The sequence below is a fragment of the Paracoccus lutimaris genome, assembly GCF_003337565.1.
In the GTDB taxonomy this organism is placed as follows: domain Bacteria; phylum Pseudomonadota; class Alphaproteobacteria; order Rhodobacterales; family Rhodobacteraceae; genus Paracoccus; species Paracoccus lutimaris.
The window spans coordinates 132,503-156,561 of the sequence record NZ_QPJL01000007.1 but is presented as its reverse complement, the minus strand read 5'-3'; the positions used below and the strand labels follow the sequence as shown (position 1 = coordinate 156,561).

Here is a 24,059-nt window from a genome sequence, read left to right as displayed (position 1 = left end):
GCATTCCAATGATAGTCGATCAATGCGGGGTGACGCCCCGCAGCCGCTCGGACCGGCGGCGCAGCAGCTCGACTGTGGTCAAAAGCGCAATCGAGAAGATCACCAACAGCGTTGCCACCGCCAGGATCGCCGGGCTGATCTGTTCGCGGATGCCGTTCCACATCTGGCGCGGAATGGTCTGCTGGTCGGGGCCGGCGATGAACAGCACCGCCACCACCTCGTCAAACGAGGTGACAAAGGCAAACAGCGCCCCCGAGATCACGCCGGGCAGGATCAGCGGCATGGTGATGCGGAAGAACGTCGTCCGCGGATTGGCGCCAAGGCTGGCCGAGGCGCGGTTCAGCGATTGGTCGAACCCGATCAGCGTCGCCGTCACCGTGATGATGACAAAGGGAATGCCCAGTGTGGCATGGGCCAGGATCACGCCCAGATAGGTGCCCGCCAGCTTGCCGCATTCCGGGTTCAGCCCGATCCATGTCAGCGGCTCGCAGGGGTTCGAGTAGAAGAAGAACATCCCCGTCGCGGTGATGATGATCGGCACGATCATGGGCGAGATCAGCACTGCCATGATGATGCGCCGATAGGGCATCTCGGGGCGCGACAGGCCAAGCGCGGCCAGCGTGCCCAAAACCGTCGCCAGAATGGTCGAGAACACCCCGATGATGATCGAGCTTTTCGCCGCCTTGATCCATTTCGCGTTCTGCCAGGCATCCGACCACCAGCTCATGTCGCGGGGCGCGTCGGGGTTCGACATGCCGAAGGTCAGCAGGCTGTCATACCAGCGCATGCTGTAGCCCTCGGGATCAAAGGACAGCATCTTGTCGGTAAAGGTGAAATAGGGCTCGGCGTTGAAGGATAGCGGGATCACCACGACGATCGGCGCGATCAGGAAGAAAAAGATCGCCGCACAGATCACCAGATAGGTGTAGTGCCAGATCTTTTCCGTCGTCGAGGCATAGGTCGGAAGTGCCATGGCGATTATCCCAGTTTCAGATTGTCGATGCCGACAAGGCGGTCATAGACCCAGTAAAGGATCAGCACCCCACCCAGCAGCATCGCGGCCAGGGCGGCGGCCATGGACCAGTTCAGCGTCTGCGTCATGTGCATCGCGATCAGGTTCGAGATCAGCTGCCCGCTTGATCCCCCGACCAATGCCGGCGTGATGTAGTAGCCGACCGCAAGGATGAAGACCAAAAGCGCCCCTGCCCCCAGTCCCGGCAGGGTCTGCGGGAAATAGATGCGGCGGAACGCGGTCCAGCTGGTCGCGCCCAGGCTGCGCGCGGCGCGGACATAGGACGGGTTGATCGTGCGCATCACCGAATAAAGCGGCAGGATCATGAAGGGCAGCAGGATATGGGTCATGGCGATGATCGTGCCGGTCTGGTTATAGATCATCTGCAAGCGCTGGCCGTCGCCGATCAGGCCCAGCCAGACAAAGACGTCATTCACCACGCCTTGCTGCTGCAACAGCACCATCCACGCGGTCGTGCGCACCAGAAGCGAGGTCCAGAACGGCAGCAGCACAAGGATCATCAGCAGGTTCGACTGCCGCATTGGCAGCGTCGCCAGCAGATGCGCGATGGGAAAGCCCAACAGGAAAGTGGTGCCGGTAATGATCAGCGACAGCCAGAAGGTACGCAGGAACAGGTGCAGATAGATGCGCTGCTCTTCGGGGGCCAGGACGATATTTCCGGCCTCGTCGCGGGTGCGGTCCATCGCCGCCAGATAGAAATTCGCCGTATAGGGATCGGATGCCTGACGCATCACCCCCCACAGCTTGGGATCGCCCCATTCCTCGTCCATGTCCAGCATGGCCTCGCGATAGGGCGGCTCGATCCCGCCGCGGGCCTTGCGCCCGGCCGAGGTGAACAGCGACCGCGTGCCCGGAATCTCGTAATTGATGCGGGTGCCGACGATGCCGATGGTGCGGTCCTTGGCGCTGGCCTCAAGATCGGCGGCAAGCGCCGCCCAGGCCGCGTCATCGGGTTCGGTCACATCGGGATTGGCTTCAAACCACGCCGAAAGCTGCGGCATATAGGCCGAAAAGCCGTCATTCTTGACCGAGCGCATCAGCATCTGCCCGATGGGCAGCACAAAGGTCAGCAGCACGAATGCCAGAAGCGGCAGCACCAGAAAGAATGCCCGCCGCCGGGCCCGGCGCGAACTGCGCGCAAGCGCCTTGGCCAGCGGTTGTCCGTCTGCGGTGCGCAGCATCCCGCCCTGATCGAGGCCGGCGGCCTCGGTGACGATAGCGGCATGGGGGTCGAGCGGGTTCGACATCTTGATCCTTCGTCAGGCAAGAGCTTGATCGGAAAGCCGCCGCCCGGTTCAGACCGGGCGGCGGCCCGTCATCAGTTCGCCGCCAACCAGGCGTTGAAGCGCTCGGCCATCTCGGCGTCGTGGTCAGCCCACCATTCCGGGTCATCCATGACGGCGGTCTTCATATGCTCGGGGTTCGTCGGCATATGCGGGGCCATCTCGGTCTTGCCGTCCTGGAACAGGCCGACCAGCGCCGCCGAGGATTTCCGCGACGGGCCATAGGCGATGTATTTCGCCTGATCGGCCAGACGCTGGGTGTCGGTGGCGTATTTCAGGTATTGCATCGCCGCTTCCGGGTTCGGCGAGCCTTTCGGAATCGCGAACATGTCCAGATCCATGTACTGGCCGTCCCAGATGATCTCGAAGGGCTTGCCCTCGGCGACCATGGCGTCGAAGAATCGGCCGTTATAGCCGGTCGCCATCGTCACTTCGCCATCTGCCAGCAGTTGCACCGGCTGGGCGCCGGCTTCCCACCAGACCACGTCCTTCTTGATGGTGTCGAGTTTCGCGAAGGCGCGGTCGACGCCTTCGGGCGTGTCCAGCGTGTCATAGATCGCGTCGGGCGCCACGCCATCGGCGATCAGCGCCAGATAGAGCGTGCGTTTCGGGTTCTTGGGCAGACCACGTTTGCCGGGGAATTTCGCGGTATCAAAGAAATCCGCAGCAGTCTTGGGCGCGTTGTCGCCGAACTTGGTCTTGTCAAAGGCGATGACCGTGCCCCAGAAGATGTTCGCCACCGCGCATTCGCGCAACGCGCCGGGGATGAAGTCATCGGCAGCCGGGGTGCCATCGGGCGCGGCCGGCAGGTCTGCGGGGTTGATCTCGACCAGCGCGCCCTCGTCGCACAGGCGAATCGCGTCCGACACTTCGATGTCAAAGACGTCGCCGGTGATGTTCTTGGCCTCGACCTGCGCCTTCAGCGGCGTTGCGGGGTTGTCGGCGGCCAGCATGTTGACCTTGATCCCGGTCTCTTTGGCGAAGGGGATGTTATAGGCCTCGACCTGCGATTTCTCATAGGCGCCGCCCCAGGAGACGACGTTGACCTCCTTGTTCTGGGCCTGTGCCGCAAAACCCATCCCGCACAGGGCCGAGGTCAGGATCAGCATTTTCTTCATGATTTACTCCCGTTGGATTGTTCCGGCCTTTTTCGGCCGTCTTTTGGCCCGTTCAGGCCCTTTATTCATCGCGGCGGGGTTGCCCCCGCCGCGACCGTCTTGTCACTTCGCCGCCAGCCAGGCGTTGAAACGTTCCTGCAATTCAGCATCGTGATCGACCCAGAAATCAAGGTTCGATCCCAGGGCCAGCTTCATGTTGTCGGCGAAGGTCGGCAGGTTCGGCCCCATCGGGACATCCGTACCCTCGACATTGCCGACCAAGGCTGCCGCCGATTTGCGCGGCGGGCCGTAGCTGATGAACTCGGCGGCGCGGGCCTGCTGTTCCGGCGCGGTCGAGAAGGCGATGAATTCCTTGGCGGCCTCGGGATGGGGGGCACCTTTGGGTACGACCCAGCCCTCCATCTCATAGATCTGGCCGTCCCAGACGATCTTGAAGGGTTTCCCCTCGCCCTGGGCGGCATTGAAGATCCGGCCGTTGAAGGCGAATGCCATGCTGACCTCGCCATCGGCCAGAAGCTGCGGCGGCTGGGCGCCGGCCTCCCACCAGATCACGTCCTTCTTGATGGTGTCGAGTTTGGCAAAGGCGCGATCGACACCCTCGGGGGTGCCCAGCAGCTCATAGACCTGATCGGGGGCGACCCCGTCGGCCATCAGCGCGAATTCCAGATTGAACTTGGCGCCCTTGCGCATGGTGCGCTTGCCGGGGAATTTCGCCATGTCGAAGAAATCGGCCGGACCTGCGGGCTTGGCGTCGGTGAACTTGGTGTCGTCGTAAGCCAGCACCATCGAATAGACATCCGTGCCCACGAAGCAGTCGGTGACCGCGCCGGGGATGAAGTCATCGGCGGCGGCGGTGCCATCGCCGGCCGGCAGCAGGATCGAGGCGTCGATTTCCTCAAGCAGACCCTCGTCGCACAGGCGCACGGCATCGGCATATTCGACCGAGGCGACATCGGTGGTGACATTGCCGGCCTCGACCTGGGCCTTGATCGGGGTGGCGGGATTGTCGGCATCGGCGACATTGACCTTGATCCCGGTCTTGGCCTCGAAGGGCTTGGCATAGGCCTCGACATGGCTGTTGCCATAGGCCCCGCCCCATGACAGCAGGTCCACCTGCTTGTCCTGGGCCTGGGCCCCCGCTGCCACGACGACCAGCGCGGTCGTCAGAATTAGCGTGTGTTTCATCTTTGCTCCTTCAGGGTCTTGGTCGAAAACTGAACCGGATCAGACCGGATCAAGGGCGCGCGCATCCTCGGGGTGCCAGCCGATACGGATGCTTTGCCCGGGGGACAGTTTCACCTGCCCCAGAGTATTGCGATATTTCATCACGAAATCGTCCTGCCCGGCGACGCAGAGCCGCGCCCGCAGGATGTCGCCCATATAAACCACGTCGCGGACCTTGGCCTCGATCGTATGGGCATCCCTGGGCATCAACTCAGGCTTGAACTCGACCCGTTCCGGGCGGATCGAGACCGTCGTTTCCTGCCCGCGCTCGCGGATATTGACGGCGGTGGCGTCGATCAGTTCGCCATTGGTCAGGCGCACCAGCGCCTTGTCGCCCTGCAGTTCCTGGATGGTGCCGCGCAGGGCGTTGTTTTCACCGATGAACCCGGCGACGAAGCTGTTTTCGGGCTGCTCATAGAGCGACGGCGGCGGCGCCAGCTGCTGGATGCGGCCATCGTTGAAGACGGCGATGCGGTCCGACATGGTCAGCGCCTCGCCCTGGTCATGGGTGACATAGACCACGGTGATGCCAAGGCGGTCATGCAGGGCCTTGATCTCGAACTGCATATGCTCGCGCAGCTGCTTGTCCAGCGCCCCCAGGGGCTCGTCCATCAGGACCAGCTTGGGGTCGAAGACCAGCGCCCGGGCCAACGCGATCCGCTGCTGCTGACCGCCCGAAAGCTGGGCAGGGCGGCGGTTCTTGAACTTGCCCATCTGCACCATGTCAAGGGCGCGGGTGACGCGTTCCTCGCGCTCGGATTTGGACATGCCGCGCACTTCCAGCGGGAAGGACAGGTTTTCACCCACCGTCATATGCGGGAACAGCGCATAGTTCTGAAACACCATGCCGATGCCGCGCTTGTGCGGGGGAACGTCGTTGATATTCTTGCCGTCCAGCAGGATCTCGCCATGGGTTGCGGTCTCGAATCCGGCCAGCATCATCAGGCAGGTGGTCTTGCCCGAGCCAGACGGCCCCAGCATGGTCAGAAACTCGCCCTTGCCGATGGAAAGGTTCAGGTCTTTGACGACAAGGGTTTGCCCGTCATAGCTTTTCTGAACGTGATCGAAGACAACGAATGCGTCGTTGCCGGGTTGCGCAGTCACGATGCGGGCTCCCTGTTTTATATGGTTCTTAGTTCCGCAGGGTCAGAGTAAGCAGGCGCCCCCACAGATTGCAACTGACTTGTTCGGCTGGTCGGTTGAACCGGCGCGACGAATGGGCAGGCAAGTCGCGACAAGCGGCCATGTCAGGGCTTGCCGGCGGCTTCGGGTTTTGGCAGCGGCCGCGGTCGCCCCTCGTCGTCCAGCGCCACGAAGACGAATGTCGCCTGCGTCACCTTCTGCCGGTCCTCGGCCTCGCGCAGGCGGCGCCAGGCCTCGACATGCAGATGCATCGAGCTGCGGCCCTCGCGCAGGATGCGGGCAAAGACCGAGACCTCGTCGCCGACCTTGACCGGCTGGTGAAAGGTAAAGGAATCGACCGCCACCGTGGCGCAGCGCCCGCGCGCGCGCCGCGCCGCGACATTCCCGGCGGCAAGGTCCATCTGCGCCATCAGCCAGCCGCCGAAGATATCGCCCGCCGGGTTGGTGTCGGCGGGCATCGCCGTGGTGCGGATCGCCGCCCGGCCGCGCGGATAGCCATCGGGATCAGTGTCGCACCCGTCATCGTCCTGCATCATTCCGGCCCCTTCCCCAGCTGCCGCGATCGGTCCTGCCACCAAGATTGCGCGGGCCGCACGGGTCAGGTCAATGCCCCCTATCCGGGCGCGCGCCCGGGTGACGCGTGGCGACAGTTGACGCAAACCGAATTTCGCGTCATCGAAGTCGGCAACGCGTGCCGCTTGGGCGCGGGGGCTGCGCAGACTGCACCTGCCCGCAAGACCGACACTCGTTTGAACACTGGAACGAGGAACTTGTTCAACATGCAGAAACGACTTGCAGCCGAGGCACTCGGCACCTTCTGGCTGGTCTTCGGCGGCTGCGGCAGCGCCGTTCTGGCCGCCGCCTTCCCTGAACTGGGGATCGGATTCTACGGCGTCGCGCTGGCCTTTGGCCTGACCGTGCTGACCATGGCCTATGCCGTGGGTGGAATCTCGGGCGGGCATTTCAACCCCGCCGTCACCGTCGGCCTGACCGTCGCCGGCAAATCCGACGCCAATGCGCTGGTCCCCTATATCATCGCGCAACTGGTCGGCGCCGTGCTGGCGGCGACGACGCTATACATCGTCGCCTCGGGCAAGGCCGGCGTCGATCTGGGCGGTTTCGCGGCCAATGGCTATGGCGAGCATTCGCCGGGCGGCTATTCGATGGTGTCGGGCTTCGTGATCGAGACCGTGCTGACCGCGTTCTTCCTGATCATCATCCTGGGCTCGATCCATGGCCGCGTGCCCAAGGGCTTTGCCCCCATCGCCATCGGTCTGGGTCTGACGCTGATCCACCTGATCTCGATCCCGGTGACCAATACTTCGGTCAACCCGGCGCGCTCGACCAGCCAGGCGCTGTTTGCCGGCGGCTGGGCCATCGGCCAGCTGTGGATGTTCTGGGTCGCCCCGATTCTGGGCGCGGTGATCGGCGCCGTGATCTGGAAAGCCGTGGGCGAGAACGACTGAACGATTGCCGGGCCATGCGGCCCGGCGCAGGCGGGGGGCTTTCCGCCCCCCGCACCCCCCGAGGATATTTTTCTGAAGAAGAATTGGCCCGGTTCAGGGCAGCGCGCGCCGGCTGGTCGCCCGACGCGTCGACAAGAGCAGATTGGTTTCCGAGGTCATCACGCCCTCGATATTGCGGATGCGGCGGATCACCTCGTCGAGATCGGCCAGTGATTCTGTCGCAAGCTCGACGATCAGGTCCCATTTGCCATTGGTGGAATGCACCGCCGTCACCGCCGGCAGGCCCGTCAGCCGCGCCATGATGCGGTCGCCGCCGCGCCCTTCGATCCCGATCATCATCAGCCCGCGCACCGGCGCCTCGGAAATATCGGCGCGGGTCAGCACGATGAAGCCGGCGATCTCGCCCGCCTCCTTCAGCCGCTCGAGCCGGGTCCTGACCGTGGCCCGGCTGACCTTGAGCCGTTCCGCCAGTTCCGAGATCGAGGCGCGCCCGTCGCGGCGCAGCTCGGCGATCAATCCGGTATCCAGATCGTCCATAACGGCAGTTTAGCTTTCCAATTCGGTCATCTTCCTGCGCAAACTAGCCAAAGATATGCTTGAAGTCACCACAAACCGACAGGATTTTGGGGTGCAAGACATGGAGACTGGAATGAGCAGAATTTCCCTTATCGGCGCCCCTATCGATTCCGGCCAGCGCAACCTTGGCTGTCTGATGGGTCCCGCCGCCTATCGCGTCGCCGGGATCGACAGGCTGTTGGCCGATCTGGGCCACGAGGTCCGCGATCTGGGCGACCTGACGCCGGGCGTGCTGCCTCATGCCAGCTGCGACAATCCGGCCGTGGACCAGCTTGACGAGACACTGGGCTGGACCAAGGTGCTGCGCCACCGCGTGTCCGAGGTGCTGGCCGGTGGCCGCATGCCGATCACGCTGGGGGGCGATCATTCGCTGGCGCTGGGTTCGGTCGCGGGTGCGGCCGAGCATGCGACCCGCGCCGGCCGGCCGCTGTTCCTGCTGTGGCTGGATGCGCATAGCGATTTCCACACCCCGATGACCACGGTTTCCGGCAACCTGCACGGCACCCCCGTCGCCTATATCGCCGGGCGCAGCGGCTTTGACGCCTTTCCGCCCTTTCCCGCGCCGATCCCGGCCGAGCGGATCTGTCTCTTTGGCATCCGCAGCGTCGATGCCGCCGAGCACGAGGCCCTGCTGCGCTATGACATCGCCATGAACGACATGCGCGTGCTGGACGAACGCGGCATCGTCGCCCCCCTGCGCGAATTCCTGGCCCGCGTGCGCGCCGCTAACGGCCTTTTGCATGTCAGCCTGGACGTCGATTTCCTTGATCCCTCGATCGCGCCCGCTGTCGGCACCACCGTTCCCGGCGGCGCCACCTTCCGCGAGGCGCATCTGGTCTGCGAGCTCTTGCACGAAAGCGGCCTGATGACCTCGCTTGATCTGGTCGAACTGAACCCCTTTCTGGATGAGCGCGGGCGCACCGCCAAGCTGATGGTCGATCTGGTCGGCTCGCTCATGGGCAAGAAGGTCTTCGACCGCCCCACCCGCAGTTTCCACTGAGTATCATCATCATGCTGAAACCCTCGCAAACCGCCTATGTCCCCTTTGTCAGCGTCGAGAACATGATGCGTCTTGTCCATCACATCGGGCTTGAACCGATGCTGAAGGACCTGGCCGATGAGATCGAGGCCGACTTCATCCGCTGGCCGCTGTTCGACAAGACGCCGCGCGTCGCCAGCCATTCCGATGTCGGCGTGATCGAGCTGATGCCGACCTCGGACGGGGAAACTTATGGCTTCAAATACGTCAACGGCCATCCCTCGAACATGAAGAAGGGGTTGCAGACCGTCACCGCCTTTGGCCTATTGGCCGATGTGGCGACGGGCTATCCCTTGATGCTGACGGAAATGACCATCCTGACCGCGCTGCGCACCGCCGCCACCTCGGCCATGGCCGCGAAATGGCTGGCGCCCGAGGGATCAAAAGTCATGGCGATGATCGGCAATGGCGCCCAGGCCGAGTTCCAGGCGCTGGCCTTCAAGGCGATCTGCGGCATCGAGGAAGTGCGGCTTTACGATATCGACCCGGCCGCGACCGAGAAATGCGCCCGCAATCTACAGGGTCTGGGCCTGACGGTCGTGCCCTGCAAGACCTCGCAGGACGCCATTCTGGGCGCTCAGATCATCACCACCTGCACCGCCGACAAGCAATATGCCACCATCCTGACCGACAACATGGTCGGCAGCGGCGTCCATATCAACGCGGTGGGCGGCGATTGCCCCGGCAAGACCGAACTGCACAAGGATATCCTGCTGCGCTCGGGCATCTTTGTCGAATATCCGCCCCAGACCCGGATCGAGGGCGAGATCCAGCAGCTGGACGCCGACTATCCTGTGACCGAGCTGTGGCAGGTCATTACCGGCCAGGCAGAGGGCCGCAAGGATGCGCGCCAGATCACGCTGTTCGACAGCGTCGGCTTTGCCGTCGAGGATTTTTCGGCCCTGCGCTATGTCCATTCGCAGCTGAAACAGGCGGGCCTGTTCCAGGATCTCGACATGATCGCCGATCCCGACGATCCGCGCGATCTGTTCGGCATGGTGCAGCGCGCGAAAACCGCCTGATCCATCCCCTTGTGGCGGGGGCGACCTTGCCGCAACCTTCGGGCCTGCCCTTCCGGAGATTCCCATGACGCCCCTCTTCCCCGGTATCCGTATCGAGGCCGCCGAGCTGCGCCTCGTGCGGCTGCCTTTGCTGACGCCCTTTGTCATCTCGACCGGCACCATGACCGAAAAGGTCTTTCCGCTGCTGACCCTGAAGGCCGAGGGGCTGGAAGGCCATGCCGAGGGCGTCATGGACATCCTGCCCGACTATCTTGAGGAAACCCAAGCAGGCGCCCTGCCCTTTCTGCGCGAGGCGCTGCTGCCGCAGATCGTCGGCAAGCGCTTCGCCAGCCCGGCGGAACTGGGCGCCATCCTTGACCCGTGGCGCGGCCACCGGATGAGCAAGGCCATGGTCGAAATGGCGGTCTGGGACCTGTGGGCCAAGGCGCTTGGCCTGCCGCTTTCGGCGGCGCTTGGCGGGGTGCGGGACGCGGTCGAGGTCGGCGTCAGCCTGGGCATCGCCGATATCCCGCGCACGCTTGAACGCGTGCGCGAGGCGGTCGAGGGCGGCTATCGCCGCATCAAGCTGAAAATCAAGCGCGGCCATGATCTGGACCTGCTGGCCGCCGTGCGCGCCGAATTCCCCAAGACCAAGCTGACGGTCGATGCCAATACCGATTACCGGCTGAACGATCTGCCGCTGCTGAAGGCGATGGATGCCTTCGCGCTGGACTATATCGAGCAGCCTTTGGCCTTCGACGACATTCAGGACCACGCGAAGGTTCAGGCGCATCTGCTGACCGCGATCTGTCTGGATGAAAGCATCCGCTCGGCCACGGATGCGCGTCATGCGCTGGTGGCGAATGCCGCGCGGGTCATCAACATCAAGGTGGGCCGCGTCGGCGGCTTTGCCGCATCCCGCGCGATCCACGACCTTTGTGCCGCCTTTGACGTGCCGGTCTGGTGCGGCGGCATGCTGGAATCGGGCATCGGCCGGGCGCAGAACATCCATCTGGCGACGCTGCCCAATTTCACCAAGCCGGGCGACACGTCGTCATCCAGCCGCTATTTCCGGCACGATATCGTCAATGAGCCGCTTGAGGCGGCAAACGGGCTGATGGCAGTGCCGCGCCACGGTGCCGGCTTGGGCGTCACGCTGAACCATGATTTCCTGAACCGCGTCACCAGCCAGACCGAGGTTTTCCGGGCATGAGCGAGGTCACTTTCCGCGAACTCGCCTCGCTTGACGAGCTGAAGCTGGCCGAGGAGGTGCAGCGGCAGGTCTGGGGCGATGACGACATGCCCGACAATGCCGACCTGATGCTGGCCATCCAGCATGAGGGCGGGCTGGTCGCGGGCGCCTTTCGGGACGGGCGAATGCTGGGCTTTCTGTTTGCATTCCCCAGCGCCACGCCGGGCGTGCAGCATTCGCACCGGCTGGCGGTGCTGGCCGAGGCGCGCGGGCTGCGGCTGGGCGTGCGGCTGAAATGGTATCAGCGGGAATGGTGTCTGGCGCGCGACATCACCCGCGTGCGCTGGACCTATGATCCGCTGCGCGCCGTCAATGCCGGGTTGAACGTTGCCTCTCTGGGCGGGGTCTCGGACAGCTATCTGAACGACTATTACGGGGTGATGGCGGGCATCAACGCCGGCCTGCCCTCGGACCGGATCATGCTGGACTGGCATCTGGAAAGCGAGGGCGTCGCCGCCCGCGCCGAGGGCCGGACCCCGCCCCCTCCGAATGCCGTCAGCAAGGTCGCGATCCCGCGCGATATCGACGCGCTTTTGCGCGACGATCCGGCTGCGGCGCTGCAAGCGCGCATGGAGTTGCGCGCCGCCCTGACCGAAGCCTTTGCCAAAGGCCAGCGCATCACCGGCTTTGACAGCGGCGCCGCCGCCTATCTTCTGGGCTGAGGCGCGCCGATGTCAGCCATGGCGGCCTTGGCGGCCTTGTCAGCGGAACGGCACCAGTCCCTCCAGCGCCATGCCGCGGAACGGCTTGACGGTCTTCAGCACGATATAGCTGGACAGGTTGTTGATCTTGGGCCCCAGCTTCAGCAGCTCGTCCGACAGCATCTGATAGGCGGCAATGTCGGGGCAGATGAAGCGCACCAGATAGTCGATCGTGCCGCTGATCTTGGTGCATTCGATGACAAAGCGCATCCCGGCGACCATCTCCTCGAAGACCTCGAAATCCTCCAGCCCGTGGTCGCGCAGGGTGACGGCAGCGATCACGTCGACATGGCGGCAAACCTTGGTCAGCTCGACATGGGCCTGGTAGCTGGAGATGACACCGGCCTTTTCCAGCCGTCTGACCCGGTTCAGGCAGGGGCTGGGCGACAGGCCGACGGCCTCGGCCAGTTCCTGGTTGGTCATGCGGCCATCCACCTGCAACCTTTCAAGGATGCGCAGGTCGATCTGGTCCAGCGTCAGGCTTCCTTCATTGTCCTTCATCGCGTCTCTCCGGCGTGTGGCTATAAAGATAGCCCCGCAACCCACGGATTGCGCAAGCCGATTCTTGTTCAAAATCGCCGGGATCGGCGATCGGGCCGCAACGACGCTGGCAGTTCGTGCCTTGGCGGGGGGTGGCGGGCGCAGCATGTGCCAAAAGCCGGATCAAGTTCGAAAGGACTTTCTGCGCTCACGCTGTGTAAAGTTTCGTTAACAGGGTCGTTGCGACCACAAAACAGCACTGAAAACGGGGGTCACGAATGAACAGCGCGCCAAGCCTTGCGCAGCGCCTTTTGCGCAAGAAACCGATTGAGACCTTTCTCGCACAGTCGCAATCGCATGGTCACGGCGCCGAGCTGAAGCGCTCGATCACGCTGTTCCAGCTGACCATGTTCGGTGTCGGCGCAACCATCGGCACGGGGATTTTCTTCGTGCTGGCCGAGCAGGTGCCGGTGGCCGGGCCTGCGGTTCTGATTTCCTTCCTGATCGCCGGGTTCGCGGCCGGTCTGACCGCGCTTTGCTATGCGGAAATGAGCTCGATGATCCCGGTCTCGGGCTCCAGCTATTCCTATGCCTATGCAACGCTGGGCGAGGGTCTGGCGTTCCTTGTCGCCGCCTGTCTGGTGATGGAATACGGCGTCTCGGCCGGCGCCGTCGCCGTCGGCTGGAGCGAATATCTGCACAACCTTCTGCTGATTACCACCGGCTATGAGCTGCCGCGCGCGCTGTTGCACGCGCCGCTGGTGGCCGAGGGCTATTCGCTGAAATTCGGCGGCGACGGCTATATCAACCTGCCGGCCGCGATCCTTGTCGGCATGTGCTGTGTGCTGCTGATCCGCGGCTCGCGGGAATCGGCGCGCGCCAATGCCATCATGGTGGTGATCAAGCTGGGGGTGCTGGCGCTGTTCATCGCCATCGCCCTGACCGCCTTCAAGGCCGAGAACTTCACCCCCTTCGCGCCGCATGGCGTTGCCGGGATCAGTGCGGCGGCCGGCTCGATCTTCTTTACCTTCGTGGGTCTGGACGCCGTCTCGACTGCCGGCGAAGAGGTCGAGAACCCGCGCCGCAACCTGCCGCGCGCCATCATCTATGCGCTGATCATCGTCATCAGCTTCTATCTGCTGGTGACCATCGCCGCCCTGGGCGCCCAGTCGCAGGGCATGTTCGAGGGGCAAGAGGCCGGGCTGTCGGTGATCTTGCAAAACGTCACCGGCTCGTCGATCCCCTCGGTCATCCTGTCGGCGGGCGCGGTCATCTCGGTCTTTTCGGTGACGCTGGTCGTGCTTTACGGCCAGACCCGGGTGCTGTTCGCGATGTCGCGCGACGGCATGCTGCCGCCGATCTTCAGCCGCGTCGATCCGCATACGCTGACGCCGACGGCAAACACGATCATCGTCGGCTGTGTGGTGGCGGCGATCGCGGCCTTCCTGCCCTCGGCGGTTCTGTGGGACCTGACCAGCATGGGGACGCTGGTTGCCTTCACCGTGGTTTCGGCAGGCGTCATCATCCTGCGTTATCGCCGGCCCGACGCGCCGCGCGGCTTCTCGGTGCCGTTCTTCCCGGTGTTGCCGATCCTCAGCATCATCTCGTGCCTGTATCTGATCTCCAGCCTGTCCTCGATCGTGTTCAAGCTGACCGCGATCTGGGCGGTTCTGGCCGGGATCATGTATATCTTCTATTCCTCGCGGAACTCGGTCCTTGAGCCGGGTTCGGACGCCAACGCGGATCTGTCTGAATGAAACGCTATCTGGTCGGATATTCGGCGGACAAGGGCGGCTGCGAGGCCCTGCGGCTGGGGGCGATGCTGGCGCGCTCGGCCGGCGGCAGCGTGGTCGCGGCGGTGATCCTGCCCGAGACCTGGGACCACCCCTCGCCCGCGATGGTGGACGTGGAATATGTCCAGTTCCTTGAACGCCACGCCGAAAAGACGCTGGCGGCGGCGCGCGCCGAGATGCCCGCGGACGTGCCGGCGGAATTTCTGCACCGCCATGCGGAATCGGCCAGCGCCGGGCTTCTGGCTCTGGCCGAGGAAATGGGCGTCGATGCCATCGTGCTGGGATCGTCGCGCAAGGCGCCGATGGCGCGCTTTCAGGAGGGCACGGTCGCAACCGAGGTCCTGCGCAGCGCCCGCATCCCGGTGGCGCTGGCCCCGCGTGGCTATCGGGCGCCGGAAGCCAAGCTGAGCCGCATCACCTGCGCCATCGCCAGCTCAAGCGACTCGATGGCATTGGCGCACAAGGCCGGCGAGATCGCCGCCAGCTTCCATGTGCCGCTGCGGCTGGCGACCTTCATCGTGCGCGACCGCCAGATGTATCCCAGCGGCGCGGGCTATGATGTCGAAAGCCTCGTCTCGAACAAGTTCCTGACCCAGGCCAATGCCGTGCATGACGCCATCCGCGCCGGATGGCGCGGAGCCGATCTGCCCGACTCGGTCTTTGGCGACGGGCGGAACTGGAAAGAGGCGGTCGGCGCGCTGGACTGGAAGCCCTGCGAATTGCTGGTCATCGGCTCAAGCCGCCTGGGACCGCTGATGCGGGTCTTTGTCGGCTCGAATTCGGGCAAGATCCTGCGCCACGCCCCCATCCCGCGGATGATCGTCCCCCGCATCACGGAATGAACCGGCTGCCCGACAACGCGCTTGCGCCCGTTGTCGGGCAGTGATCCAGTCACAGAACCGGCCCTTGCGGCCGCCCCGTATTTCAAAAGTTACACAGGAAGGAAGCGCGAATGAATATCGAGGGCACCTCGGTCTATGTCGGTCCCAACGTCCATGCCAAAGAGCCGCTGATCCGCCTGACCATCGACGTGAAACCGTCCTATGCCGAGCGCCTGGCCCAGCTGGGCGGGCGCGTTCTGGACCCGCTTCTGGCCGTGCTGCCGGGTTGGGCCGCGCCGGGTGCCCGCGACGCCGACTGGCTGGCCGAAGTGCGGTCCGCGAACCGCTTTGACCTGGGCGACATGCTGGCGCGTCTGGCGCTGGAACTGCAACGCGCCGCCGGTCAGCGCGGCGATCTGGCCTGGGCCGAACCGACCGACGAGCGCGACGTGATCGAGGTCTTCTACAGCTTCGATTCCGAGGATATCGGCCTTGAAGCCGGCGAGGTCGCCTGCGACCTTCTGGCCGCCATCGCCAATGCCGAGGACGACGCCCCCGCCGATCTCGAGGAAGACGTCGACCGCTTCCTGCGCTTTGCCGACAAGCGCACGCTGGGCCCCTCGGCCATGGAGCTGGTGCGCGCGGCCGAGGCCCGCGACATTCCGTGGTATCGCCTGAACGAGGCGAGCCTCATTCAGGTCGGTCAGGGCAAGTATCAGCAGCGCATCGAGGCGGCGCTGAGCAGCAAGACCTCGCATATCGCGGTCGAGATCGCCTCGGACAAGAACATGTGCAACCAACTGCTCAGCGATCTGGGCCTGCCGGTGCCGAAACAGCGGCTGGTCTATGACGCCGACGAGGCGGTCTCGGCTGCGAACCGCATCGGCTATCCGGTGGTGGTGAAACCGCTGGACGGCAATCACGGGCGCGGCGTGACCGTGAACATCACCGATGAGGCCGGGGTCGAGGCGGCATTCGCCGTCGCCGATCAGGAAGGCAGCGCCGTGGTCGTGGAAAGCATGATCCTGGGCGACGATCACCGCCTGCTGGTGGTGAACGGCGAACTGGCCGCCGCCGCCCGCCGCGTGCCGGGCCATGTCAAGGGCGACGGCAAGCATTCCATCGCCTCGCTGGTGGATATCGTGAATCAGGACCCGCGCCGCGGCGTCGGCCATGAAAACGTGCTGACCCGGCTGGAGCTGGACGCGCAGGCCCTGCGCCTGCTGGAAGAGCGCGGCTATACTACCGAAACCGTCCCCCCCGAGGGCGAAGAGGTCTATCTGCGCAAGACCGCCAATATCTCGACCGGGGGCACGGCGGTCGATGTGACCGACACCATCCATCCCGACAACAAGCTGATGGCCGAACGCGCCATCCGCGCCATCGGGCTGGATGTGGGCGCGGTCGATTTCCTGACCACCGACATCACCCGCAGCTATCGCGAAACCGGCGGCGCCATCTGCGAGATCAACGCCGGCCCCGGCCTGCGCATGCACATCGCCCCCTCCGAGGGCAAGCCGCGCGACGTCGGCGGCAAGATCATGGACATGCTGTTCCCGCCGGGCAGCCAGAGCCGCGTGCCGATCGCCGCGCTGACCGGCACCAACGGCAAGACCACCTGCGCCCGGATGCTGGGCCATCTGCTGAAGATGGCCGGCCATGTCGTCGGCCAGACCTCGACCGACGCGGTCTATATCGACGGCAACGTGACGGTCAAAGGCGACATGACCGGGCCGGTCTCGGCCAAGATGGTGCTGCGCGATCCGTCCGTGGATATCGCCGTGCTGGAAACCGCGCGCGGCGGCATCGTCCGTTCGGGGCTGGGCTATAACTTCTGCGACGTGGGCGCGGTGCTGAACGTCACCTCGGACCATCTGGGTCTGGGCGGCGTCGATACGCTGGACGGGCTGGCCGAGGTCAAGCGCGTCATCGCCGAGGTCACGCGCGGCACGGTCGTTCTGAACGCCGACAACCAGTATACGCTGAAAATGGCCGCCTATTCGCCGGCCAAGCACATCCTTTACGTCACCCGCAACCCCGAGCACGAGCTGGTGCGCGAGCATATCCGCCTTGGCAAGCGCGCGGTGGTGCTGGAGCAGGGGATCAATGGCGACCAGATCGTCATCTATGACAACGGCACCCATATCCCCTTGATCTGGACGCATCTGATCCCGGCGACGCTGGAGGGCAAGGCGCTGCACAACGTCGAGAACGCCATGTTCGCGGCCGCCATGGCCTATGCGCTTGGCAAGACGCTGGACCAGATCCGTACCGGGCTGCGCACCTTCGACAACACCTTCTTCCAGTCGCCGGGCCGGATGAACGTCTTCGACGAGCACGGCTTCCGCGTCATTCTGGATTACGGCCATAACGAGGCCGCCATCGGCGCCATGGTCGATCTGGTCGACCGGCTGCGGCCGCGCGGCAAGCGCATCGTCTGCGTCACCTGCCCCGGCGACCGTCGGGACGAGGATCTGCGCGATATCGCCGCCAAGGTCGCGGGGCATTTCGACACCTATATCTGCCACCGCGACGACGACCTGCGCAACCGCGCCCCCGACGAGATGCCGCGGCTGATGCGCGCCGCGCTGATCGACCTTGGAGTGCCCGAAAGCGCCATCACCATCATCGAGGAAGAGCAGGACGCGTTGGCCGCCGCGCTGAACATGGCCGAGCGCGACGACCTGATCCTGTTCTTCTGCGAGGCGATCACCCGTTCGTGGAAGCAGATCATCAACTTCACCCCTGCCTTCGAGGCGGCGGAACCCGAAGAGGATCGCGCCGCGCGGCGGGTGCAGGACAGCAGCTTCGACATTCCCGACGGCTTCACCGTCGTCACGGATGATCGCGGCGTGCTCATCGCGCCCGCATCCTGACCTCTGACCGTTCAGGTTGATAATGACTGTGAAAAACGTGCCCCTTGCGGGGAACAATCCCAAGCTGGCCGTCATCGGCGGCCGGCTTGAGGACGATAACGATGCGATCTATGCCGAAATGCACCGCCTGTCCGGCGGCCGGATCGTGGTGTTTCCAACGGCCTCCTCGGAACCCGATGTGGTGGGCGCCGAGACGGTCGAGGTGTTTCGCAACCACGGCTTTGATGTGGTGCTGGCCGCCGTCCATGGCGAGAATGCGGCCAAAGCCGCGCGCGACCCCGCCATCGTGGCGCAGGTGGCCGACTATGGCAGCGTCTTCTTTACCGGCGGCGATCAGGCGCTGATCACCGACGCACTGGCGCCCAAAGGCGGCGAAAGCCCGGTTCTGGCCGCGATCCGCGCCGCCCATGCGGCGGGCGGGCTGATTGCCGGCTCGTCCGCCGGGGCGGCGATCATGTCCGAGGTGATGATCTCGGGCGGGACCTCGCTTGAGGCGGCGACCTACGGCGTCGTTTCGGACCCCGACAAGGCGGGGCTGCTGATGGGTCAGGGCCTGGGCTTTTTCCCCTGGGGCATGGTGGACCAGCATTTCATCAAGCGCGGCCGCTTTGGCCGGCTGCTGATCGCCATGGCCGAAAGCCGGGTCAGGCGCGGCTTCGGCATTGACGAGAACACGGCACTGTTCGTCGATGGCGCGCAGGGCCATGTGATCGGCGAATTCGGCGCCTTCATCCTGGACCTCAAGGGGTCCAAGCAGGACAGGCGCCGCCACAGCATCGAGAACGTGACCTTCAGCTATGCCGATGACGGCGACAGCATCGACCTGGCCAAGGGCCGCGTCCTGCCCGGCCCGGAAAAGCGCCCGGTGGGGTCGCGCGACATCGCCTATCGCGCCGCCGCGCGATCGCTGCGCAATGTCTTTGGCGCCTATACGCTTTACGACCTGCTGGCGCGGCTGGTGCTGGGCGATGCCAAGACCTATCCCGCCGACCGCGCCCGCGCGATCGAGCCGAAGGCCGGCTATGCCACTACCGTCGAATTCGCGCGCGTGCCCGACTCGCAGGCGCTGATGTTCGAGCGCGACCGCGATTTCCGCATGACCGCCATCGATTTCCGCGCCGGCATGAGCACGCGCAAGCTGAACGCCAAGCAGCTGGCCGCGAACCGCCGTACGGCGCTGGCGCGCGACTATGGCGTCAAGCCGGGCCGCGCCGCGCGGCTGATGCTGCTGGGCTCGACGCCCCTGCGCGCGGATTCGGCGCTGATGGGCGAGATCAAGGCGCAGGCCAAGGGGCCGGTCGGCATCATCGCCGCCGCCTCGGCCGATCCCCGCGCCGAGGCCCGCACCTATATGCGCGGTCTTGAGGCGGCCGGCATCGATACGATCGATTTCGGCATCACCATCGACAATGTCGAACGCCTGTCGCGCGATCAGGAACTGATCGAGCAGATCGCCGGGCTGAAAACCATCCTGCTGACCGGCGGCAACCAGATCCGCCTGATCGAGACCCTGCTGCACCGGGGCGAAATCACGCCCGTTCTGACCGCCATCGCCCGCGCCCATGCGGCCGGCGCCACGGTGATCGCGGTCAGCGGGGCGGCCTCGGCGCTGTCGGGCTTCATGATCGCGGGCGGCACCAGCTATGAGGCGCTGCGCTTTGGCATCGCCTCCGACATGGGCCGGCGCGGGCTGGTCATTCAGGAAGGGCTGGGCATCTTTGGCACCGCCATTCTGGACCAGAACCTGCATTCCGCGCGCCGTCTTGGCCGTCTGGCCGTCGCCTGCGCCGAAGAGGGCGTGCGCTTCGGCATCGGCGTCCTTGAGGAAAGCGGCGTCATCGCCAATCACGACAACACCAAGCTGACCGTGATCGGCGCCCATGGCGCGGTCCTGATCGAGATCGACCTGATCCATACCGAACTGCAGGGCGACGACTTCACCGCGCCGGGCACGAAGCTGGCCTTTGCCCTGCCGGGCGATGTCATCGACCTCAAGACCGGCACCGTCATCCGCAAGGGCGATCCGCAGGCCGCAAGCACCATGCTGGACCTCATGGTCAAGGAAGTGGTCGAGGATTGCTGCGGCAGCTTCGGCACCGACACCCGCCCCGGCCATCAGGTCGAGGCCCATATCGCGCTGCGCTACCGCCCCGAGGGCAATGGCACCGGCCATCTCGATATCGAGAGCATCCGCGACCGGCACGGCTGACCCCCGCGCCATTTCAATCACAGGAGACACAAGCCATGTATTTCGACGCCAAGGCCATCACGCAACTGATCTCGGACGAGGATGCGGCCCAAAAGGCCGCCCCCGCCATCGCCGCGCTGCGCAAGCGCTTCACCTCGCCGCTGGCCATCGTCGAGGCGGTGCTGGTTCTGGGCTCGGGCAAGAACGGGGCCGAGACCGCGGCGCAGGTTCAAGCCCTTCTTGACGCGGCAGATATCGAGACGCGCGACATCCCCCCGGCCAGCAAGCTGATCGAGGCCGCCGCCAAGGCCGAGGGCGGCGACGCCCTGTCGGTCCTGAACGCCGCCGCCGCCGAATATTACGAGGTCGAGACCTTCTCGCTGGAGGACGCGCTGGCCGCCCCCGCCGCCGATGAGGTGATCGCGGAAGTCGTCACCGAGGCCGCCGTCATCGAAACCCCGGCCACGCCGGCCAAATCCGACGCCAAGGGCGCCTGATCGCATGAGCCTGTCCGAGACGCTGTATTTCCCCCTGCCCCCGACCGGGGCGGGGGCTGTTCACCAGGTCACCTGTTTTCGCTATGGCACCGAGGGCGCCCGCCCCAAGGCCTACCTGCAAGCCGGGCTGCATGCCGATGAGTTCCCCGGCATGCTGGCCCTGCATGTCCTGCGCCCGATGCTGGAACGTGCCGCCGAGCGCGGGCTGATCACGGGCGAGATCCTGATCCTGCCGCAGGCCAATCCGCTGGGCCTGACCCAGCATCCGAATGGCTTTCTTTATGGCCGTCACGAGGCCGAGACCGGCGAGAACTTCAACCGTGCCTATCCCGACCTGACCGAAAAGCTGGGCGATCTGTCCGGGCTGGGTCAGGACGCGGCAGAAAACGTCGCGCTGATCCGCGAGGCCATGGGCAAGGCGCTGGCCGCGATGAAGCCACGCAAGGCCCTGACCGCCCTGCGCCACCGGCTGATGTCGCTGGCCCATGACGCCGATCTGGTCCTTGACCTGCATGCCGACAATCAGGCCCTGCCCCATATCTATACCGGCACCGCGCTTTGGCCCGATGCCGCCGACATCGCCGCCGAGATCGACGCCCGTGCCATCCTGCTGGCCGAGGTCTCGGGCGGGAACCCCTTTGACGAGGCACTCAGCGGCCCGTGGTGGGCCCTGGCGCGCGCCCATCCCGAAGCCGCAATCCCGCCCGCCTGTCTGGCCGCGACGCTGGAACTGGGCAGCAATGACGACGTGGATATGGAACTGGCCCGCGATCAGGCGGCGGCGCTTTACCGCATCCTTGAACGGCGCGGGCTGATCGCCGGAGAGCCGCGCGCCCTGCCGGCGCTGCAGGCGCAGGCGACGCAGCTGACCGCCATGTCGCAGGTCAAGGCGCCGGTGCTGGGCCTTGTCGCCTATCGCCGCCGGCTGGGCGACAGCGTCCGCGCCGGCGAGGTCGTGGCCGAGATCGTCGATCCGCTGGGCGAGACCGTCGAGGTTCTGGCCGAAACCGATGGCTTGCTCTTTGCCCGCCACAGCCAGCCATATGCCTGGCGCGGCAAGGTCATCGGCAAGATCGCCGGCAGTGAGGTTCTGGAAACCCGCAAGGGCGCGCTGCTGACCGACTGAGCGGGCGCCAAGGCGATTTTCGGGGCCGGGCGTGATCGCGCCCGGCCCTTTTTCCGTCACACGGCCAGAAAGCCGCCATCCACCGGCAGCACCACTCCTGTGACCATGCGGCTGTCCTCGGACAGAAGCATGGCGATGCTTTGCGCGACCTCCTCGGTCTCGGCAAAGCGGTTCAGGGGGTGGCGCACCATCATCGGTGCGCTTTTCGCCGGCTCGGACCATGCCGCCGCCGCAAGCTCGGTCAGGGTGATTGTCGGCGCGACGGCGTTGACGCGGATGCCATGGGGCCCAAGCTCTTTCGCCAGGACCCGCGTTGCGCCATCAAGCCCGGCCTTTGACGCCGCATAGCACAGGTGATCCTGAAAGCCGCGATGCCCGGCGATCGAGGTGATGTTGACGATGGCGCCGCCGCCCCCCGCCGCCACGCGCGCACGGGCGAATTCCTGACAGGTGATCAGCGCCGCGCGCAGGTTGATGCCCATGACGGCCTCATACCCGGCCTCGGTCATGTCCAGCACGCTTTCCAGCACGTTGATGCCGGCGCTGTTGATCAGGTAATCACAGGTCCCGGCCTTGGCCATGGCAGCGCGGGTGGCGGCGGGATCGGCCAGATCGACGAGGATCGAGCGGCCGCCGATCTCGGCGCGCAGGCTGTCCAGATCAGAGGCGGTGCGGCTCAGCGCCACGACCTCGGCGCCGCGGGCGGCCATGACCTGCGCGCAGGCGCGGCCAATGCCCTTGCCCGCGCCGGTGATGATGACGGATTTGCCGGAAAACTGCATGGGTCCTCGCTTGGGTTGAAAGGGGTCAGGCGGACAGGGCCGCCATGGCGGCGCGGATCTCGCGCGCGGTCTGTTGCAGGTTCAGGAAGGCGGCAAAGCGCGCCGCCTGAACGGCTTTGGTCCCGGGATCGGGGACGCAGCGGGTAGCCACGCGCGACATGGCGGGCATCGCCGCCTGCAGGTCGGGATAGACCCGTGCCGCCACCCCGCCCAGCATGGCCGAGCCCAGCAGCACCGGCTCGGCGCATTCGGTGATCTCGACCGGGCGGCCGGCCGCATCGGCCAGCAACTGGCGGGTCAGCGGATGCGCGCCCGCCCCGCCCGAGACGCTGATGGTCTCAATCGGCGCGCCGTGCTGGGCTTGTGTTTCAATGATCTGGCGCAACCCGTAGCCCAGCCCGCAGATCCCCGCGACGTAAAGCGCGACCAGCGAATCCGGCCCCGTCTCCATCCCCTGCCCCATGATGACCGCGCGGGCATGGGGATCGGCAAAGGGCGCACGATTGCCCAGAAACTCCGGCACCACATGCAGATCGTCCGCCAGATGCACGGCGGCGCTGGCCGAGCCCGCCAGTTCCAGCGCCCGGTCGGCCAGCCATTGCGGCAGCGATTTTCCCGCCGCTTGGGCCAGCGCGCCTGCCTCGGAGGTGGCCGGGTGCAGCTGGACCAACTGGTCGATGGCAGCGCCAGCGGCGGATTGGCCACCCTCGTTCAGCCAGGCGCCGGGCACCATGGCGGAATAGTAAGGCCCCCAGACGCCGGGCACATAGGCCGGTGCCAGCGTCGTGGTCATGGTGCAGGACGAGGTGCCAAAGACATAGCCCAGACAGGCCGTCGCATCGCCCCCGGCGGCGACCGTGCCCGCGCCCCCGGCATGGGCGTCGATCAGCCCCGCCGCGACCGCGATGCCCGGGCGCAGGCCCATGGCGGCGGCGGCATCCGGCACCAGCCCCTGCCCCAGCGCGGTGCCCGGATCGACAACGCTTTGGCCGATGCGGGCGAAGTCCTGATCGGCCAGATCGCCAAGCCCGATCTGGCGGAAATAGTCCGCGTCCCAGCGCCCTTCATGCGCCAGATATGTCCATTTGCAGGTCACCGTGCAGGCCGAACGATCCAGCGCGCCGGTGGCCTTCCAGGTCAGGAAATCGGTCAGGTCGAAGAAGTTCGCGGCGCGGGCATAGATGTCGGGGCGGTTCTCGGCCAGCCACAGCAGCTTCGGCGTCTGCATCTCGGGCGAGATGCGGCCGCCGACATAGCGCAGGACCGCATGGCCTTGCGCGTTGATGCGTTCGGCCTGTTCGACCGCGCGATGGTCCATCCAGACGATGATGTCGCGTTCGGGATGGGCGGGATCGCCCACCGGCAGGCTGGCGCCGTCCGGCCCGCGCACCACCAGCGAGCAGGTGGCGTCAAAGCCGATGCCCGCGACCCCGGCAGGGTCGATCCCCGCCCGGGTCACCGCCTCGCGCACGGATGCGCAGACCGCCCCCCAGACCTGTTCGCCGGATTGCTCGGCGATGCCGCCATCCTCGCGATGCATCTCGACCGGGCGCTTGGCGGTGGCCAGTAGCGTGCCGGCAGTGTCGAACACCCCTGCCCGGGCCGAGCCGGTGCCGACATCCACGCCGATCAGATATTGGGGCATCTGCGCTCTCCGCTG

At 65.5% G+C, this 24,059-nt stretch carries 21 protein-coding genes; 11 read left to right on the top strand and 10 right to left on the bottom strand.

The genetic code is table 11. From position 1 onward, the window contains the following. Positions 1 to 19: 19 nt before the first annotated feature. The 6 genes from DFP89_RS08765 to DFP89_RS08740 form a co-directional block, all read right to left on the bottom strand. Positions 20 to 973, bottom strand: coding sequence for an ABC transporter permease (locus tag DFP89_RS08765; protein ID WP_114349005.1), 954 nt, complete (start codon positions 971 to 973; stop codon positions 20 to 22). Between the two features lie 5 nt (positions 974 to 978). Next, positions 979 to 2,280: an ABC transporter permease gene (locus DFP89_RS08760; protein ID WP_114349004.1), complete on the bottom strand. Its 1,302-nt coding sequence runs from the start codon at positions 2,278 to 2,280 to the stop codon at positions 979 to 981. A 71-nt stretch (positions 2,281 to 2,351) separates the two neighbouring features. Then, entirely contained in the window at positions 2,352 to 3,434 is a 1,083-nt protein-coding gene (locus DFP89_RS08755; protein ID WP_114349003.1) for an ABC transporter substrate-binding protein, read from the bottom strand. Positions 3,435 to 3,536: 102 nt separating this feature from the next. Further along, on the bottom strand, positions 3,537 to 4,619 hold the full coding sequence (locus tag DFP89_RS08750) for an ABC transporter substrate-binding protein (RefSeq protein ID WP_114349002.1): 1,083 nt from the start codon (positions 4,617 to 4,619) through the stop codon (positions 3,537 to 3,539). Between the two features lie 39 nt (positions 4,620 to 4,658). After that, on the bottom strand, positions 4,659 to 5,762 hold the full coding sequence (locus DFP89_RS08745; protein WP_114349001.1) for an ABC transporter ATP-binding protein: 1,104 nt from the start codon (positions 5,760 to 5,762) through the stop codon (positions 4,659 to 4,661). A 143-nt stretch (positions 5,763 to 5,905) separates the two neighbouring features. Beyond that, complete coding sequence (locus tag DFP89_RS08740) at positions 5,906 to 6,337, bottom strand: acyl-CoA thioesterase (protein WP_425452653.1); 432 nt, start codon at positions 6,335 to 6,337, stop codon at positions 5,906 to 5,908. 243 nt (positions 6,338 to 6,580) lie between these two features. On the opposite strand from DFP89_RS08740, the gene aqpZ reads away from it, so the two are divergent. Next, positions 6,581 to 7,267 (top strand): aquaporin Z, encoded by a 687-nt coding sequence (gene aqpZ, locus DFP89_RS08735; RefSeq protein ID WP_114349000.1) that lies wholly within the window; start codon positions 6,581 to 6,583, stop codon positions 7,265 to 7,267. 93 nt (positions 7,268 to 7,360) lie between these two features. On the opposite strand, the gene DFP89_RS08730 is transcribed toward aqpZ, so the two are convergent. Continuing rightward, positions 7,361 to 7,804 (bottom strand): Lrp/AsnC family transcriptional regulator, encoded by a 444-nt coding sequence (locus DFP89_RS08730; protein ID WP_114348999.1) that lies wholly within the window; start codon positions 7,802 to 7,804, stop codon positions 7,361 to 7,363. Between the two features lie 112 nt (positions 7,805 to 7,916). Between DFP89_RS08730 and rocF the strand changes: the two genes are divergently transcribed. The 4 genes from rocF to DFP89_RS08710 all read left to right on the top strand — a co-directional run bounded on the left by rocF (position 7,917) and on the right by DFP89_RS08710 (position 11,797). Continuing rightward, positions 7,917 to 8,843, top strand: a complete 927-nt coding sequence (gene rocF / locus DFP89_RS08725) for an arginase (RefSeq protein ID WP_114348998.1) — start codon at positions 7,917 to 7,919, stop codon at positions 8,841 to 8,843. Between the two features lie 11 nt (positions 8,844 to 8,854). Then, complete coding sequence (locus tag DFP89_RS08720; protein ID WP_114348997.1) at positions 8,855 to 9,904, top strand: ornithine cyclodeaminase; 1,050 nt, start codon at positions 8,855 to 8,857, stop codon at positions 9,902 to 9,904. 64 nt (positions 9,905 to 9,968) lie between these two features. Further along, entirely contained in the window at positions 9,969 to 11,096 is a 1,128-nt protein-coding gene (gene menC / locus DFP89_RS08715) for an o-succinylbenzoate synthase (RefSeq protein ID WP_181870289.1), read from the top strand. After that, positions 11,093 to 11,797 carry a GNAT family N-acetyltransferase gene (locus DFP89_RS08710; RefSeq protein ID WP_114348995.1) on the top strand — a complete coding sequence of 235 codons (705 nt, stop codon included), beginning with the start codon at positions 11,093 to 11,095 and terminating at the stop codon, positions 11,795 to 11,797. The genes menC and DFP89_RS08710 overlap by 4 nt, the downstream gene beginning before the upstream one ends. Before the next feature lie 39 nt (positions 11,798 to 11,836). Here DFP89_RS08710 and DFP89_RS08705 read toward each other — a convergent pair whose 3' ends face one another. Next, positions 11,837 to 12,337, bottom strand: coding sequence for an Lrp/AsnC family transcriptional regulator (locus DFP89_RS08705; RefSeq protein ID WP_114348994.1), 501 nt, complete (start codon positions 12,335 to 12,337; stop codon positions 11,837 to 11,839). A gap of 257 nt (positions 12,338 to 12,594) precedes the next feature. Here DFP89_RS08705 and DFP89_RS08700 point away from each other — a divergent pair, with 257 nt between their 5' ends. The 6 genes from DFP89_RS08700 to DFP89_RS08675 all read left to right on the top strand — a co-directional run bounded on the left by DFP89_RS08700 (position 12,595) and on the right by DFP89_RS08675 (position 21,617). After that, positions 12,595 to 14,073: an amino acid permease gene (locus DFP89_RS08700; RefSeq protein ID WP_114348993.1), complete on the top strand. Its 1,479-nt coding sequence runs from the start codon at positions 12,595 to 12,597 to the stop codon at positions 14,071 to 14,073. After that, the gene (locus DFP89_RS08695; RefSeq protein WP_114348992.1) at positions 14,070 to 14,951 is read left to right on the top strand and encodes a universal stress protein; all 882 of its coding nucleotides are present in this window, start codon (positions 14,070 to 14,072) and stop codon (positions 14,949 to 14,951) included. Before DFP89_RS08700 ends, DFP89_RS08695 begins: the two co-directional genes overlap by 4 nt. A 110-nt stretch (positions 14,952 to 15,061) precedes the next feature. Then, complete coding sequence (cphA, locus tag DFP89_RS08690) at positions 15,062 to 17,806, top strand: cyanophycin synthetase (protein ID WP_114348991.1); 2,745 nt, start codon at positions 15,062 to 15,064, stop codon at positions 17,804 to 17,806. Between the two features lie 22 nt (positions 17,807 to 17,828). Then, positions 17,829 to 20,015, top strand: a complete 2,187-nt coding sequence (locus tag DFP89_RS08685) for a cyanophycinase (RefSeq protein WP_114348990.1) — start codon at positions 17,829 to 17,831, stop codon at positions 20,013 to 20,015. A gap of 35 nt (positions 20,016 to 20,050) precedes the next feature. Beyond that, complete coding sequence (locus DFP89_RS08680; RefSeq protein ID WP_114348989.1) at positions 20,051 to 20,491, top strand: PIN domain-containing protein; 441 nt, start codon at positions 20,051 to 20,053, stop codon at positions 20,489 to 20,491. Positions 20,492 to 20,495: 4 nt separating this feature from the next. Continuing rightward, positions 20,496 to 21,617, top strand: a complete 1,122-nt coding sequence (locus DFP89_RS08675; protein WP_114348988.1) for a succinylglutamate desuccinylase/aspartoacylase family protein — start codon at positions 20,496 to 20,498, stop codon at positions 21,615 to 21,617. A 56-nt stretch (positions 21,618 to 21,673) separates the two neighbouring features. Here DFP89_RS08675 and DFP89_RS08670 read toward each other — a convergent pair whose 3' ends face one another. Then, entirely contained in the window at positions 21,674 to 22,399 is a 726-nt protein-coding gene (locus tag DFP89_RS08670; protein WP_114348987.1) for an SDR family oxidoreductase, read from the bottom strand. A gap of 25 nt (positions 22,400 to 22,424) precedes the next feature. Next, entirely contained in the window at positions 22,425 to 24,044 is a 1,620-nt protein-coding gene (locus DFP89_RS08665) for an FGGY-family carbohydrate kinase (RefSeq protein WP_114348986.1), read from the bottom strand. Positions 24,045 to 24,059: the final 15 nt, after the last annotated feature.

Excerpts from the sequence above, each read along its gene's own strand:
- DFP89_RS08765 (WP_114349005.1), bottom strand. The coding sequence starts at position 973 with ATGGCACTTCCGACCTATGCCTCGACGACGGAAAAGATCTGGCACTAC.
- DFP89_RS08740 (WP_425452653.1), bottom strand. The coding sequence starts at position 6,337 with ATGATGCAGGACGATGACGGGTGCGACACTGATCCCGATGGCTATCCG.
- DFP89_RS08685 (WP_114348990.1), top strand. The coding sequence starts at position 17,829 with ATGACTGTGAAAAACGTGCCCCTTGCGGGGAACAATCCCAAGCTGGCC.
- DFP89_RS08730 (WP_114348999.1), bottom strand. The coding sequence starts at position 7,804 with ATGGACGATCTGGATACCGGATTGATCGCCGAGCTGCGCCGCGACGGG.
- DFP89_RS08755 (WP_114349003.1), bottom strand. The coding sequence starts at position 3,434 with ATGAAGAAAATGCTGATCCTGACCTCGGCCCTGTGCGGGATGGGTTTT.
- DFP89_RS08750 (WP_114349002.1), bottom strand. The coding sequence starts at position 4,619 with ATGAAACACACGCTAATTCTGACGACCGCGCTGGTCGTCGTGGCAGCG.
- cphA (WP_114348991.1), top strand. The coding sequence starts at position 15,062 with ATGAATATCGAGGGCACCTCGGTCTATGTCGGTCCCAACGTCCATGCC.
- DFP89_RS08695 (WP_114348992.1), top strand. The coding sequence starts at position 14,070 with ATGAAACGCTATCTGGTCGGATATTCGGCGGACAAGGGCGGCTGCGAG.
- DFP89_RS08665 (WP_114348986.1), bottom strand. The coding sequence starts at position 24,044 with ATGCCCCAATATCTGATCGGCGTGGATGTCGGCACCGGCTCGGCCCGG.
- DFP89_RS08700 (WP_114348993.1), top strand. The coding sequence starts at position 12,595 with ATGAACAGCGCGCCAAGCCTTGCGCAGCGCCTTTTGCGCAAGAAACCG.
- DFP89_RS08710 (WP_114348995.1), top strand. The coding sequence starts at position 11,093 with ATGAGCGAGGTCACTTTCCGCGAACTCGCCTCGCTTGACGAGCTGAAG.
- DFP89_RS08680 (WP_114348989.1), top strand. The coding sequence starts at position 20,051 with ATGTATTTCGACGCCAAGGCCATCACGCAACTGATCTCGGACGAGGAT.
- DFP89_RS08675 (WP_114348988.1), top strand. The coding sequence starts at position 20,496 with ATGAGCCTGTCCGAGACGCTGTATTTCCCCCTGCCCCCGACCGGGGCG.
- DFP89_RS08760 (WP_114349004.1), bottom strand. The coding sequence starts at position 2,280 with ATGTCGAACCCGCTCGACCCCCATGCCGCTATCGTCACCGAGGCCGCC.
- rocF (WP_114348998.1), top strand. The coding sequence starts at position 7,917 with ATGAGCAGAATTTCCCTTATCGGCGCCCCTATCGATTCCGGCCAGCGC.
- aqpZ (WP_114349000.1), top strand. The coding sequence starts at position 6,581 with ATGCAGAAACGACTTGCAGCCGAGGCACTCGGCACCTTCTGGCTGGTC.
- menC (WP_181870289.1), top strand. The coding sequence starts at position 9,969 with ATGACGCCCCTCTTCCCCGGTATCCGTATCGAGGCCGCCGAGCTGCGC.
- DFP89_RS08670 (WP_114348987.1), bottom strand. The coding sequence starts at position 22,399 with ATGCAGTTTTCCGGCAAATCCGTCATCATCACCGGCGCGGGCAAGGGC.
- DFP89_RS08705 (WP_114348994.1), bottom strand. The coding sequence starts at position 12,337 with ATGAAGGACAATGAAGGAAGCCTGACGCTGGACCAGATCGACCTGCGC.
- DFP89_RS08720 (WP_114348997.1), top strand. The coding sequence starts at position 8,855 with ATGCTGAAACCCTCGCAAACCGCCTATGTCCCCTTTGTCAGCGTCGAG.